A 13,779-nucleotide genomic window follows, 5' to 3' on the forward strand; every position below is an offset into this window, starting at 1 on the left:
AGGGCCGGAACAGCAGAGTGTGAGCATGGAATTCGCCCTCCTAGGCTCGTTCGTGGTGCTCGCGCTGATCGACTCCACCAGCTTCGGCACCCTGCTCATCCCGATCTGGCTGCTGCTGCATCCCGGCCGCGTGCGTCCCGCACGCATTTTGATCTTCTTGGGTACGGTCGCCGCGTTCTACTTCGGCGTGGGGATGGCGGTCGCGCTGGGGGCGGACGCGTTTCTGCCGCAGATCGAGCGGGTGCTGGACACCGCTCCGGCGATGTGGATTCAGCTGGTCATCGGTGTTGCGCTGTTCTTCTGGAGTTTCCGGCTCGAGCGCAAGGCGAAATCCGGGTCCGGCGGCGGGCGGTTGCTGCGGTGGCGGGAGCGGGCGTTGTCGGACGACCGGGGTGCTGGGGGACTGGCGGTGCTGGCTCTGGCGGCCGCGGCGGCTGAGGTTACGACGATGCTGCCGTACCTTGCGGCCATTGGGCTGATCACTGCGGCGCAGCTACCGGTGGGGCAGGTGGCGTTGATCATGGCCGGGTATTGCCTGGTGATGATCGTGCCGGCGCTGGTGTTGCTGGCTGCGCGGTTGGTCGGGGGTGAGTGGCTCACCAAGCCGCTCACCCGGATCAGCGACTGGATGGCCAACAGCAACACGCTGTCGTGGGTCGTGGGGATTGTTGGGTTTCTGCTCGCCTATGACGCGGCGGCGCGGCTTGGATTGACCACCTTTGGCAGTGGTGGCTGAGGCTTTGGCCTTGTTCGCGGCTTTGTTTGGGCTGTGGCTTACTTGGGCTGCGGGGGTTGAAGCACGCAGAACTCGTTGCCGTCCGGGTCGGCGAGCGCGTGCCAGGTCCAGCCGTCCTCGGCCATCGGTGTGTCGGTGAGCCGCCGGCCGCCGGCCGCCAGAACGCGGGCGACCTCAGCGTCCAGGTCGGGTGTGCGAAGGTCCAGGTGCATCCGGTTCTTGCCGTTCTTCGGCTCCGGGACCTGCTGCAGCAACAGTTCGAAGCCGTTGCCGTCGGCGGGCAGCAGCTTGCGGTACCGGCCGGGGTAGGCGTCCTCGGCGCGGTACCCGAGCACCTCCGACCAGAACCGCGCCGAGCGATCCAGGTCAGAGCAGTCGAGGACCACGGCCAGAACGGCGACGCTGTGTTCGCTCACCACCGCAGCGTACGGTTACCCTGCTCCGCGTGAAGCGGGGGCTGCTCTTGATCTTTGGTATCACCGTCCTGATATGGGCGGTTCTGTACCTCATGCCGTCGCCGTCTCCGAAGGCCGCCACTCCCGTGGAGGAGCCGTCCCTGATCACGGTCATGTGCGTGGAAGGGCAGGACAATCCGGATTGCGAAGACTACGTGCGCGACCTGTCCCGGCGGACCCGGCTGACCGAGGCGGAACAGCAGGCCGGCGAAGCGGCCCGGCTCCGCATCGAGGCGGCCCTGCCGCGAGGCGAGGTCCGGTGCCGGCCGGTGGAGATCGGCCTGTGCGCCAAGGAGACCTCCCAGCCGGGCGTGGATGCGGTCCGCGAGGCGTTGACCGAGGCCGGCTTCTCGGGGTCGATTGTCCGCTTGGCCCGCTTCAAGGACCCCGCCCCGGCGGGCCGGGTCATGCTCGCGGTCCCGGTAGGGCGAGCCTGCGTGCTTGCGTACGCCGACGGAACCAGCCCGCACGCGTGGGTGGTCGGCGCCCTGCCCAACGGCGGCGGCTGCCTGACACTGTGACCGCCTGCAGCCTGTTCCCGGGCCCTTCTCCGGTCGGCAGTAACCACTCCTCGTCTCTCCAGTCTCCAGGACTGGCACCCGGCACCTTCGCCGGGTCCGGTCCCGATCCGACGTTGCCCGGCCCGCCCGGTGCGCTGGTCCTTCTCGCCGCACCTCGGATTCGGCCAGGGCTCAACGGACTCGCTTCACCTTCGGCTGAGTCCTGGACAACCCCCACCCTGTCTTCAGCGGCGGCCTCGGCATCGGCTTCCGGGTAGGGTGAGTCGATGATTCTGGCGGCCACCACGATCAGCTCTCCGAACCCGCGCCGGCTCGCGGACTTCTACTCCAGCCTGCTGGACTGGCCGGTCACCGAGGACAGCGGCGGCTGGGCGAAATTGACCCCACCGAACGGCGGCCCCGGCCTCTCCTTCCACATCGAGGAGTCCTACGAGCCACCGGCCTGGCCCGCCAGGGACGGCCATCCCCAGATGCAGCAACATCTGGACATCGAGGTCGACGACCTCCAACAGGGCGCAGCCCGGGCCGTCGCAGCCGGCGCGACCGTCGCCGATTTCCAACCCCAAGACGACGTACGCGTCTGCCTCGACCCCGACGGCCACCCGTTCTGCTTGTTCATCCGGCCCTGACCTGATCGCGCCAGCCGGTCTTCGCGCCCGGCCGCCGTCGCCGACTCTCATGCGTGGCTCTCAGCCGTGCCCGGACGAGCTGCCTCGCCAGGCCTGAGCTGCCAGGCGCACCTCTGATTGATCATGCTGGGCTTGGTGTCGGGCGCAGGCCGTTGAGCAGGCGGAGCAAGTCTGGCCAGGTCTCCGCCAGAGCAGCCTCGCGGTCGGTGGCTTCGGCGATGCGCAACGCCGCCTCATTCATGGCACCGGAGAGCAGGGCGGCTGTGGCTTCCGGGGAGGTGACCTCCAGATGGCCGGCCGCGGCGAGGTCGGCCACTGCCTCGGCGAGGTGGTGACCGGAGGCGGCGGCGTCCTGGCTGCGCCACGTGCTCCAGCCCATCACCGCGGGGGCGTCGAGCAGCAGAATCCGCCGGTGGGTGTCGGTCACGCTGGCAGTCAGGAACGCGCGGCAGCCGGCGACCAGACCGTCCCATGGATCCGCGGTGGCTTCGGCGGCGGTGGTCACCGCGTTGGCGACCTGCTGCTGTGCGGCAGCCGCGACCGCCTCGAACAGGGTCTGCTTGTTGCGGTAGTGGTGGTAGACCGCGCCCCGCGTGACCTCGGCATTGGCTGCCACCACCTCCAGGCCGACGGACGCGTAGCCGTATTCAGCGAACAGCTCGGTAGCCACCTCGCGGATGCGCTGGGCGGTGATCTCGCTCTGTTCTTTGGTGGCTCTCGGCATGCCGTGCCCTTCCTTTACATACGCGCTGTAGGTATAGTCGAACTTACCTGCACAGTGTATGTAAAGGAGCGAGGCAATGGCACTGACCGGTTCGTATCCCGTTCTGATGACCGACGACGTGGCCGCGACGGCGGCGTTCTACCGCTCGCACTTCGGGTTCGAGCCGACGTTCGAGGCTGACTGGTATGTCAGCTTGCGTCGCGACCAGTGGGAGCTCGCGGTGCTCGACAGCAAGCACGAGACGATCCCGGCCGCCTATCGAGGGCCGACAGCCAACGGGCTGCTGCTCAACATCGAGGTCGACGACGTGGACGCGGAGTGGGAGCGGCTGGTCGGCACGGGACAGCTCGAGGCGCTGCTGCCGATCCGCAGTGAGGAGTTCGGCCAGCGGCACTTCATCGTCGCCGGCCCCGACGGCGTCCTGATCGATGTGATCAGCCCGATCGAGCCGGGGGAGGCCTTCACGGATCAGTTCCTCTCGTAGGGCTTGGCACCGCAGCGGGATCAAGTCGGCTGAGTGGTGACGCAGTCGGGCCCGGCGGACGGTCGGGTTTGCGCGATCAGCGCTGTCTGCCCCCAGGGCGCGCGATCAGCGCGGTTCCCTCTAAGGCGCGCCATCAGCGCAGTTCCCTCTAGGGCGCGATCAGCGCTGTCCGCTCCGGGGTGCGCGGCCCCGACGGATCAGCACCGCAGCTGCGCCGGCGCCGCCCAAGGCGCCGAGGATTGCCCAGCCGATCGGGTGTAGGGCCGGTTTGGAGGCCCGTGGCGCGGGGCCGCGGGCTTCGGTGGTTTCTTCTGACTGTCCAAGGTCGGGATCGGCGTCGGGCAGCGCAGGAGTGTTCAGCGACTGCTGGTATGCCTCGTCCGTCAGGGCGAAGAACCGGCGGTCACGTCGTCCGTTGATGGCGGCGGCGTGAGCGCCTCGAGTCGCCGCCCAGTATTCGCGGGCCGGGCGGCTCTTGAAGCGATTGGTCATCATCCGGCGCAGGGACGCGTCATTGGACTCGCGCATCGCATAGAGCATCCGGAGGTACATGAAGATCATGTTTCGGTAGGTGTCCTTGCGCCACTGGCCGTGCGGGATTCCGGCTTCCTTGGCCCAGACCTCTTGGAGATCGGGGTACTGGTAGGCAAGGCGGAACAGTTCGAGTTGCATCGTGCGCGACGCCTGCTTCTGGGCGATCCGGGTCTGGTTCGCCTGGTGGACCAGCGACAGCGCGATGGTCAGCAACGCCGCGCCGGACAGCACTGCGGAGGCCAGGCCGTAAGCCTGTCCCACATCGCTGAGCACGCTCCAGTCGTCTCGATAGCCGGCGAACCAGGCAATCGCGGCGGGGGAGGCGATGACAATCAGGAGTACGGCCACGCCGATCAGCACCCACGGCGCTGAGCCGCCGATCATGGGCGCGCGTGCGGGCCGGATGAAGCTTGCAGGGCTCTCGTCTGGCTGCATCCCGTAGCTCCCGGTGCGGCGCGCGGCAGTGACGTCGATCGTATGTGGCGCAGCGATGTGGACGGGCTCTGGACACCCGGTCGGGCTTCAGCGGGCGGGGCTTCGCGTACCGCTATGAAGGGTGACCAATCATCCGCCGCGGGGGAGGTGCAGTGGTTCCGGCGTGGATGAGATGAGGAACAGCGACGAGGGGGGAGACGTGCAATGTTGAAGCATCCCAAGGCGGCCCGGTCGGTGCCTCCGGTGTTGTCAGTGGCGCCGCGGTTCGGGCTGGAGGGCGTCACGATTCCGCGGCACGAGATTCCAGCGGGCGAGATGCCACCGGATGTTGCCTATCAGATCGTGCACGACGAGCTGATGCTCGACGGGAACTCCCGGCTGAACACCGCCACCTTCGTCACCACCTGGATGGAGCCGCAGGCCGACCGGTTGATGGCCGAGTGCTTCGACAAGAACATGATCGACAAGGACGAGTATCCGCAGACCGCGGAGATCGAGTCGCGGTGCGTGCACATCCTGAGCCGGCTGTGGAATGCGCCCGATCCCCGGCAGGCGACCGGCTGCTCGACCACCGGCTCCAGCGAGGCCGCGATGCTCGGCGGGCTGGCGCTGAAGCGGCGCTGGCAGAAACAGCGTGCCGCGGCCGGCAAGCCGACCGACCGGCCGAACCTGGTCATGGGCATCAACGTGCAGGTGTGCTGGGAGAAGTTCGCCAACTACTGGGACGTCGAGATGCGCCTCGTCCCGATGGAGGGCGACCGGTTCCACCTGAACGCTGCCGAGGCTGTGGCGCTCTGCGACGAGAACACCATCGGCGTCGTGGCGGTGCTCGGGTCCACGTTCGACGGCTCGTACGAGCCCGTCGCGGAGATCTGCGCGGCCCTCGACGAGTATCAGCAGCAGACCGGCATCGACGTTCCGGTGCACGTGGACGGCGCCTCGGGGGCGTTCGTCGCGCCGTTCCTCGACCGCGACCTGGTCTGGGACTTCCGGCTGCCGCGGGTGGCGTCGATCAACACGTCGGGGCACAAGTACGGCCTCGTCTACCCCGGCGTCGGCTGGATCATCTGGCGCGACGCGCAGTCGCTGCCCGAGGACCTGATCTTCTGGGTCAACTACCTCGGCGACGACATGCCCACCTTCGCGCTGAACTTCTCCCGGCCGGGCGCCCAGGTGGTCGCGCAGTACTACAACTTCCTGCGGCTCGGCTTCGACGGCTACGCCCGGGTGCACGGGTACGCGCGGGAGGTCGCCACCCGGCTGTCCGGGCAGATCGCCGACCTCGGTCCGTTCGAGCTGATCACCCGGGGCGACGAGCTGCCGGTGTTCGCGGTGAAGCTGCGTGACGGGATCACCAACTACACCGTCTTCGACATCTCCCAGGCACTGCGCGAGCGGGGTTGGCAGGTCCCGGCGTACACGTTCCCGAAGAATCGGGAGGACGTCGCCGCGCTGCGGGTCGTGGTCCGGCGCGGTTTCACCCACGACCTCGCCGACCTGCTCATCGAGGACCTGAAACGGCACCTGCAGAAACTCGACAAACAGTCCGAGCCCCAGCACGACGCCGCCTCCTCCAGCTTCCACCACTGATGAAGGGCAGAGCATGTCCAAGCCGGCCAGCCGGACGATCGAAGCCCAGCACGATTACCTGATCAAGGCACTGCCGTTCCACGACCAGCAGGACTTCGAGGACGCACGGCGCGGATTCGTCGCTGCCCTGGACCGCGCCCTGGTGACGACCTCGGAGGGCCGCGCGGTCTGGGACACCGAGCCGTACGAGTTCCTCGCCGGTGACGCCCCGCCCACGGTGAACCCGAGCCTGTGGCGGCAGTCCCGGCTCACCGCGATGCACGGCCTGTTCGAGGTCGTTCCCGGCATCTACCAGGTGCGCGGCCTGGACCTGTCGAACATCACCTTCGTCGAGGGGGACCGCGGCATCGTCGTGATCGACCCGCTGATCTCGCGGGAGACGGCGGCAGCCGCCATCGCCCTCTACCGCGAGCACCGCGGTGACCGTCCGGTGACCGGCCTGATCTACACGCACAGCCACGTCGACCACTTCGGCGGGGTTCGCGGTGTCCTGCCCGACGGCGAACTGCCGGACGGGGTTCCGGTGCTCGCACCGGCCGGATTCACCCGGCACGCGGTCAGCGAGAACGTCTACGCCGGCGTTGCCATGGCCCGTCGCGGCGCCTACATGTACGGGGCGGCGCTGCCCCGCGGTCCGCAGGGGCAGGTCGGCGCCGGACTGGGACAGACGAACTCCACCGGCACGATCGGCCTCGTCGTGCCGACGCTCGACATCACGCACACCGGTCAGGAGGAGACCGTCGACGGCGTACGGATGATCTTCCAAATGGCGCCGAGCAGCGAGGCGCCCGCCGAGATGCACTTCTACCTGCCGGACCACCGGGCGTTGTGCATCGCCGAGAACGCCACCCACAACCTGCACAACATCCTGACGCTGCGCGGCGCCGAGATCCGCGACGCGCACGCCTGGGCCGGGTACCTCTCCGAGGCGGTCGAGCTGTTCGGCAGCGAGATGGAAGTGCTGTTCGCCTCGCACCACTGGCCGACGTGGGGGCGCGAGGGCGCGGTCGAGTTCCTGCTGGCGCAGCGGGACCTGTATGCGTATCTGCACGACCAGACCCTGCGCATGATGAACGTCGGCATGACCGGTCCGGAGATCGCCGAGACCATCCAGTTGCCGCCCGCGCTGGAGCAGGCGTGGCACGCCCGCGGCTACTACGGCTCGGTCAGCCACAACGTAAAGGCCGTCTACCAGCGGTATCTCGGGTGGTACGACGGAAACCCGGCGCACCTGTGGCCGCATCCGCCGGTCGAGGCGGCCCGCCGCTACGTCGAGTTCATGGGCGGCGCAGATGCCGTGGTGGCCCGGACCCGGACCTCGGTGGAAGCCGGTGACTTCCGCTGGGCCGCCGAGGTGCTCAACCACGTCGTGTTCGCCGAGCCCGGGCACACCGAGGCGCGTGCCCTGCTGGCCGACACGTACGAGCAGCTCGGATACGGGTCGGAGAACGGCACCTGGCGGTGCATCTACCTCTCCGCGGCCCACGAGTTGCGGCACGGTGGATTCGGCACACCCGTCGCCGTCAGCTCGATGGACCTGATCTCCCAGCTCACCCCGGAGCAGCTGTTCGACACGATGGCCATCCGGGTCAACGGTCCACGCAGCTGGGACGAGCGGCTCACCGTGGACATCCTGCTCACCGACCTGGCCCAGCGATACCGGTTGACGCTGCGCAACGGGGTACTCACGTACTCCACAGCCGCCCAGCCGGCGCCGGCGCAGGTGTCGGTGATCCTGACCAGCTCGGCGCTGCCGTTGGCTCTGACCATCTCCGACCCGGGCGGGCTCGCCGCGGCCGGGGTCACCGTCGAGGGGGACGCCGCAGTGATCGGCCGGCTGATCGCCGCGTTGGACGAGCCCGACCCCGATTTCGCCATCGTCACCCCTTGAACCGCGTGGCACGCGCGGGGCGGCGGCCCTCATACAGCCAGGAGAGGGCCGCCGCCGATAGGGTCGGACCGTGATCGCCGCGTCCGCTCTCACCCTCCGCCAGCAGGTTGCGCTGCTCTCCGGCAGCGACGCCTGGAACACCCAGCCGTTGCCGGAGGCCGGCGTCCCGTCCTGCGCGCTCAGCGACGGCCCGCACGGTCTGCGGTTCCAGGCAGACGCCGGCGACCACCTCGGAGTCGGGGGCAGCGAGCCGTCCACCTGCTTCCCGACCGCGGTCACCGTCGCCAGCTCCTGGGACGAGGAACTGGCCGAGCAGATCGGGCACGCCCTCGCCGGCGAGGCCCGTGCCCTCGGCGTCGACGTGGTCCTCGGGCCCGGCCTCAACATCAAGCGGCATCCGCTGTGCGGGCGCAACTTCGAGTACTTCTCCGAGGATCCGCTGCTCAGCGGCCGGCTCGCGGCAGCCATGGTGAACGGTCTGCAGGGTCACGGCGTCGGGGCCTGCCTCAAGCACTTCGCGGTCAACAATCAGGAGTCGCACCGGTTCGTGGTGGACGCCATCGTCGACGAGCGCACGCTGCGCGAGCTGTACCTGTCCGGCTTCGAACACGCCGTCAAGACGAGCCGGCCGTGGACCGTGATGGCCGCCTACAACCTGGTGAACGGCCATCCGGCGACCCAGCACCACCGGCTGCTCACGAGCATCCTGCGCGACGAGTGGGGCTTCGACGGTCTGGTGATGAGCGACTGGGCAGCCACCAACGACCGGGTCGCGGCAGTGGCCGCGGGCATGGATTTGGAGATGCCCGGCAGCCAGGGATTGTTCGACCGCGACGTGCTCAAGGCGGTCGCGTCCGGCCGGCTGCCCGCCGCCCTGGTCACCGCCTCGGCGCAGCGAGTCCTCGACCTGGTCGCCCGGTCGGCGAGCACCCAAAGCCCAACGGCGAGCGCGGCAGGTGTGACGGAGATCGCCGCAGGTCCGGCGGCGAGCGCGGCAGGCACGGCGGGCGCGGAAGCCACGGCGGGCGCGGCAGGCACGGCGGGCGCGGAAGCCACGGCGGGCGCGGAAGCCACGGCGGGCGCGGAAGGCGCGGTGATTCCGGTTGAGGAGCACGACGCGTTGGCCCGGCGGGCCGCGGCGGCCGGGACCGTGCTGCTGACCAACGACGGGATTCTGCCGCTGGCGGTCACCACCAAGGTGGCGTTGATCGGCGCGTTCGCGGAGCAGCCGCGCTACCAGGGCAGCGGCAGTTCGCTGGTCAACCCCACGCGGATCACCACGGCGCGCCAGGAGTTCCGGCGGCGCGGCATCGAGGTGGTCTACGCGCCGGGGTACGACCCGTCCGGCTCGCAGGCCGACCCGGAGTTGATCGCCGAGGCTGTGGCGGCGGCTCGGTCGGTGGACGTCGTCGTGGTGCTGGCCGGCCTGCCTCCGGTGTACGAGAGTGAGGGCTTCGACCGTACCGATCTGGGGTTGCCGGGGCAGCACGACGAGCTGATCACGGCGGTGTGCGCGGCGAATCCGCGTACCGTGGTGGCTCTTTCCAATGGCGCGCCGGTGCTGATGCCGTGGAAGGAAGCGCCGGCCGCCATCCTGGAGTCCTACCTGGGTGGGCAGGCCGGTGGGGCGGCGCTTGTCGATGTTCTTTACGGCGACGCCGAGCCGGGTGGGCGGCTGGCCGAGACGTTCCCGGCGTCGCTCGAGGATGTCGCCTCCGAGCCGTATTTTCCGGGTGAGCCGCGGCAGGTTCAGTACCGCGAAGGCCTCTCCGTGGGCTATCGGCATCACACGACGGCCGGGATTGCGCCGTTGTTCCCTTTCGGGCACGGGCTGAGCTACACCACGTTCGATTGGGCGGACGTCCAAGGCGATCACCACGCCGTCACGCTGACGGTGACCAACACCGGGGCGCGGGCCGGCTCCGATGTGGTGCAGGTCTACCGGCACGACCGGACCGGCGTGGTGGCCAGGCCGCGCCGGGAGCTTGTCGCTTTTGCGAAGGTTCATCTCGAGGCCGGGCAGAGCAAGAGCGTCGCGATCGTGGTGCCGGAGCGTGCCTTCGCGTTCTATGACGTGGTCGCTCGTGACTGGCTGACCCCGGCCGGCGAGTTCGACCTGGAGATCGCCCGTTCCAGCACCGACATCGTGACCACCGTGACGGTTACCATCAGCGACGGCGTCACCTCCGCCGCCGAGACGGCGGACACCCCACCGATTGCGGTCACCGACGAGCAGTTCCGCCGCCGGCTCCGGCGCACCCTTCCAAGACCAAGATCGGTACGCCCGTTCACGCGCGACTCGACACTGGACGAGGTCGCCGCCACCCGCCTTGGTCGACTGTTCAAGGCGGCGCTGTGGCGGGCCGCCCCGATCGACGAGGCGACCCGCAACAACCCGGCCGAGCTCGCCATGTACGAGCACAGCCTGGCCGAACTCCCGCTGCGAGCCGCAGCGATCTTCTCCGCCGGAAAGCTGCGCTGGCCCACGATCGACCTGCTGCTCCGCCTGTTCAACGGCATCGGCGGCCGCCGTGGCTGACTGCCGTCGCGGCCGCCGCGGTAGAGGTAGCCGGTGGCGCTGAGGGCCGTCGCGGTCGTGGTGGCCCGGTGAAGCGTGCGTGGGTGGCGGCTGGTGTCGGCCGGCGAGGCCGCCGCCCAGACCCGATTGGGCTGGCCGGCCGCCCGTCACGCATGCTTCCCGGCCCGGGGTACCGGCCCTGCCGGCGGCTCGCGCTGGCCGGCCGCCGTTCAGTCATGTTTCGGGGGTGGTGAAGCGTGTGTGGTGTGGTGGTGGTGGGTGGCGGCTCGTGCTGGCCGGCCGCCGCTCAGGTGTGTTTCGGGGGCGAGACGTGCCTGGGCGGCGGCTCGGGCTGGCCGGCCGCCGTTCGGTCGTGTGTCGGGGGTGGTGAAGCGTGTGTGGGTGGCGGCTCGTGCTGGCCGGCCGCCTGTCACGCATGGTTCCCGGCCCGGGGTACCGGCCCTGCCGGCGGCTCGGGCTGGCCGGCCGCCGTTCAGTCGTGTTTCGGGGGTGGTGAAGCGTGTGTGGGTGGCGGCTCGTGCTGGCCGGCCGCCTGTCACGCATGCTTCCCGGCCCGGGTACCGGCCCTGCCGGCGGCTCGCGCTTGCCGGCCGCCGCTCAGTCGTGTTTCGGGGGTGGGGAAGCGTGTCTGGGTGGCGGCTCGCGCTGGCCAGCCGCCGCTCAGGTGTGTTTCGGGGGTGAGACGTACCTGGGCGGCGGCTCGCGCTGGCCGGCCGCCGCCCAGGCGTGATTCGCGCGGGGTGAGGTGGGGCCGGCGCCGTGTACGTGGCCGACGGAGTGCCGGGCTAAGGTGCCGATGCCGCAGCGGAGGCCGGCGTCGCCGGAGGGACCGGCGCTGCGGCGTGGCGGCGTTCCAGGGCGGCGCCCTCCACGTCGACGTTGGGCAGGATGCGGTCCAGCCATTTCGGGATCCACCAGGCTGAGGTGCCGAGCAGGTGCATGACGGCCGGGATCAGCAGCATTCTGACCAGGAAGGCGTCTACCAGGACGCCGAAGGACAGGCCGAAGCCCAGCGAGGTGATGATCGCTGAGTTGGAGAAGATGAAACCGCCGAAGACCGAGATCATGATGATGGCGGCGGCGATCACCACCGTGCGGCCGGCGTGTACGCCCTGGCGGACGGCCAGGCGGGCCGGGGCGCCGTGGGCGTAGGCCTCGCGCATGCCGGTGACCAGGAACAGCTGGTAGTCCATGGCCAGGCCGAACAGGATGCCGATCAGGATGGTGGGCAGGAAGCTGAGGACCGGGCCCGGGTCGTGTACGCCGAAGATGCCGCCCAGCCAGCCCCACTGGAAGATCGCGGTGAGGCCGCCGAACGTGGCGAACAGCGACAGGATGAAGCCGAGCGTCGCGGTGACCGGCACCAGGATGGACCGGAACACGAACACCATGATGATCATCGACAGGCCGACGACCAGGCCGAGGTAGCCGGGCAGGGCGTCGGCGAGTTTCTCCGAGATGTCGATGTTGCCGCTGGCGCTGCCGGCGACGCCCAGGTTCGGGGCGAGTTCGCGCAGGTCACGGACGAGCTGCTCGGTTGACTCGCTGGACGGGCCCTCGGCCGGGATCACCTGGAAGGCGAGCAGCTTCTGGTCGCTGGACTGGCCGATCGGGGCCACCGCGGTCACATCGTTCTGGGCCAGCAGCTCGCCGCCGATGCGGGCCTGCTCGGCCAGCAGCGCGTCGTCGGCGACCGGCGACGGCAGTTCGGCCACCACCAGCAGTGGGCCGTTCACCCCGGCGCCGAACTTCTCCTCGATCAGCTGGTACGCCTGGTACTGCGTGGAGTCGGCCGCCTCCGACGAGCCGTCCGGCAGGCCGAGCCGCATCGACAGCGCGGGCAGGGCGACGACGACCAGGATGGCCAGGCCGGCGATCACGGTGAGCACGGCACGGCCGGTGCCCATCGGCTGCGCCGGCGCGGGCGCCGGCTTGCGGGCCTTGCGGTTCAGCACGCGCGGGCCGATCAGCGCGAGCAGGGCCGGGGTCAAAGTCACCGCGATCAGTACGGCCACCGCGACACAGATCGCCCCGACGGTGCCCATCATGCCGAGGAAACCGATCCCCGTGACGTTCAGAGCGAGCAGCGCGACCAGCACGGTGGAACCCGCGAACACCACAGCGTTGCCGGAGGTGCCGTTGGCGAGGCCGATCGACTCGTGGAAGTCGGCGCCGTCGAGCAGCTGACGGCGGTGCCGGTTCAGGATGAACAGGCAGTAGTCGATGCCGACGGCCAGTCCGAGCATGACGCCGAGCACCGGGGTGATGCTCAGCATGTCGACGACGCCGGAGAGCGATAGCGACGCGGTGACGCCGATGCCGACACCGGTCAGCGCGCTGATGATCGGCAGGGCCGCGGCGATGGCCGTACCGAGCATGACCAACAGCGTGATCGCGGCGACGATCAGGCCGGCCACCTCGCCGACGCCGAGGATCTCCGGGACGCTCTGGGTGATCTCGTTGGAGAACTCCACCTCGACACCGGCCGGCAGGTTGCCGCTGACGTGGTCGACGACGCCGTCCTTGGTCTCCGGGGTGACGTCCAGCTGCTCCGCGGCGAAGACGACCGGGGCGACGGCGGTGGTCTCGTCCTCGGACACCGTGCGGATCTTCGCGGACATGTCGAGCAGCTGCCGGGAGGTGTCCAGCCTGGCCTTCTGCTGGGCCAGTCCGGCTTTCTGCTGGTCGAGGGCGGCCTGCTGCTCGTCGAGCCTGGCGAGGGCCGGCGTGCCCGAGGCCTGTGCGCGGGCCGCGTCGAGCTGCTGCTGTGCCGCGTCCAGCTTCGCCTGGCCGGCTTCGAGCTGCTGCTGCCCGCCGGTGAGCTGCGCGGTCTGCTCGGTGATCTGCTGCTGGGTCGCGAACGGATCGCGCGTGGCGGCGACCCCGTCCAGCTCGGCCGTGGTCGTCAGGAGCGCGGCGATCGCCGTACGCTGCTCGGGTTTGAACGCCGTCCCATCGGTGGTGTGGAACACAAGCGACCCGGAGCCGCCGCTGGCGCTCGGGAAGCGCTGCGCGAGCTGGTCGGTGACCTTGGCGGTCTCCGTCCCGGGGATGGTGACCTGCGAGGAGAGGGTGCCGCCGGCCACCAGGTAACCGGTGATGGACAGGCCCAGAATGACGACCCAGGACGCCAGGACGACCCAGGCTCGCCGGGCGCAGAGGCGTCCCAGGCGATAGAGGAGCTCAGCCACGGTGATTCGATCTTTCGACTTGTGCGGGAGAAACCAGAGACCTTGCGCGG

The 13,779-nt window shown here is 69.6% G+C and carries 11 protein-coding genes; 7 read left to right on the plus strand and 4 right to left on the minus strand.

What is annotated here, in order from left to right; all coding sequences use genetic code 11:
• Positions 1 to 25: 25 nt before the first annotated feature.
• Positions 26 to 736, plus strand: coding sequence for a GAP family protein (locus OHA21_RS09390; RefSeq protein WP_328472265.1), 711 nt, complete (start codon positions 26 to 28; stop codon positions 734 to 736).
• Between the two features lie 38 nt (positions 737 to 774).
• Here OHA21_RS09390 and OHA21_RS09395 read toward each other — a convergent pair whose 3' ends face one another.
• Complete coding sequence (locus tag OHA21_RS09395) at positions 775 to 1,152, minus strand: VOC family protein (RefSeq protein WP_328472267.1); 378 nt, start codon at positions 1,150 to 1,152, stop codon at positions 775 to 777.
• A 29-nt stretch (positions 1,153 to 1,181) separates the two neighbouring features.
• Between OHA21_RS09395 and OHA21_RS09400 the strand changes: the two genes are divergently transcribed.
• The gene (locus OHA21_RS09400; RefSeq protein ID WP_328472269.1) at positions 1,182 to 1,712 is read left to right on the plus strand and encodes a hypothetical protein; all 531 of its coding nucleotides are present in this window, start codon (positions 1,182 to 1,184) and stop codon (positions 1,710 to 1,712) included.
• A gap of 266 nt (positions 1,713 to 1,978) precedes the next feature.
• Positions 1,979 to 2,341 carry a VOC family protein gene (locus tag OHA21_RS09405; protein WP_328472271.1) on the plus strand — a complete coding sequence of 121 codons (363 nt, stop codon included), beginning with the start codon at positions 1,979 to 1,981 and terminating at the stop codon, positions 2,339 to 2,341.
• Between the two features lie 121 nt (positions 2,342 to 2,462).
• On the opposite strand, the gene OHA21_RS09410 is transcribed toward OHA21_RS09405, so the two are convergent.
• Positions 2,463 to 3,065 carry a TetR family transcriptional regulator gene (locus tag OHA21_RS09410; protein ID WP_328472273.1) on the minus strand — a complete coding sequence of 201 codons (603 nt, stop codon included), beginning with the start codon at positions 3,063 to 3,065 and terminating at the stop codon, positions 2,463 to 2,465.
• A 76-nt stretch (positions 3,066 to 3,141) separates the two neighbouring features.
• Between OHA21_RS09410 and OHA21_RS09415 the strand changes: the two genes are divergently transcribed.
• Positions 3,142 to 3,549 (plus strand): VOC family protein, encoded by a 408-nt coding sequence (locus OHA21_RS09415; RefSeq protein ID WP_328472276.1) that lies wholly within the window; start codon positions 3,142 to 3,144, stop codon positions 3,547 to 3,549.
• Positions 3,550 to 3,708: 159 nt separating this feature from the next.
• Here OHA21_RS09415 and OHA21_RS09420 read toward each other — a convergent pair whose 3' ends face one another.
• Positions 3,709 to 4,518, minus strand: a complete 810-nt coding sequence (locus tag OHA21_RS09420) for a DUF6082 family protein (RefSeq protein WP_328472278.1) — start codon at positions 4,516 to 4,518, stop codon at positions 3,709 to 3,711.
• Positions 4,519 to 4,722: 204 nt separating this feature from the next.
• Here OHA21_RS09420 and OHA21_RS09425 point away from each other — a divergent pair, with 204 nt between their 5' ends.
• The 3 genes from OHA21_RS09425 to OHA21_RS09435 all read left to right on the plus strand — a co-directional run bounded on the left by OHA21_RS09425 (position 4,723) and on the right by OHA21_RS09435 (position 10,538).
• Positions 4,723 to 6,108: a glutamate decarboxylase gene (locus OHA21_RS09425; protein WP_328472280.1), complete on the plus strand. Its 1,386-nt coding sequence runs from the start codon at positions 4,723 to 4,725 to the stop codon at positions 6,106 to 6,108.
• A 13-nt stretch (positions 6,109 to 6,121) separates the two neighbouring features.
• On the plus strand, positions 6,122 to 7,999 hold the full coding sequence (locus tag OHA21_RS09430) for an alkyl/aryl-sulfatase (RefSeq protein WP_328472282.1): 1,878 nt from the start codon (positions 6,122 to 6,124) through the stop codon (positions 7,997 to 7,999).
• Positions 8,000 to 8,069: 70 nt separating this feature from the next.
• On the plus strand, positions 8,070 to 10,538 hold the full coding sequence (locus tag OHA21_RS09435; RefSeq protein ID WP_328472284.1) for a glycoside hydrolase family 3 C-terminal domain-containing protein: 2,469 nt from the start codon (positions 8,070 to 8,072) through the stop codon (positions 10,536 to 10,538).
• A gap of 785 nt (positions 10,539 to 11,323) precedes the next feature.
• Here OHA21_RS09435 and OHA21_RS09440 read toward each other — a convergent pair.
• On the minus strand, positions 11,324 to 13,729 hold the full coding sequence (locus OHA21_RS09440; protein WP_328472286.1) for an MMPL family transporter: 2,406 nt from the start codon (positions 13,727 to 13,729) through the stop codon (positions 11,324 to 11,326).
• Positions 13,730 to 13,779 lie beyond the last annotated feature (50 nt).

It is taken from the genome of Actinoplanes sp. NBC_00393, from assembly GCF_036053395.1.
Taxonomy (GTDB): Bacteria; Actinomycetota; Actinomycetes; order Mycobacteriales; family Micromonosporaceae; genus Actinoplanes.

Excerpts from the sequence above, each read along its gene's own strand:
- OHA21_RS09390 (WP_328472265.1), top strand. The coding sequence starts at position 26 with ATGGAATTCGCCCTCCTAGGCTCGTTCGTGGTGCTCGCGCTGATCGAC.
- OHA21_RS09405 (WP_328472271.1), top strand. The coding sequence starts at position 1,979 with ATGATTCTGGCGGCCACCACGATCAGCTCTCCGAACCCGCGCCGGCTC.
- OHA21_RS09410 (WP_328472273.1), bottom strand. The coding sequence starts at position 3,065 with ATGCCGAGAGCCACCAAAGAACAGAGCGAGATCACCGCCCAGCGCATC.
- OHA21_RS09415 (WP_328472276.1), top strand. The coding sequence starts at position 3,142 with ATGGCACTGACCGGTTCGTATCCCGTTCTGATGACCGACGACGTGGCC.
- OHA21_RS09420 (WP_328472278.1), bottom strand. The coding sequence starts at position 4,518 with ATGCAGCCAGACGAGAGCCCTGCAAGCTTCATCCGGCCCGCACGCGCG.
- OHA21_RS09425 (WP_328472280.1), top strand. The coding sequence starts at position 4,723 with ATGTTGAAGCATCCCAAGGCGGCCCGGTCGGTGCCTCCGGTGTTGTCA.
- OHA21_RS09430 (WP_328472282.1), top strand. The coding sequence starts at position 6,122 with ATGTCCAAGCCGGCCAGCCGGACGATCGAAGCCCAGCACGATTACCTG.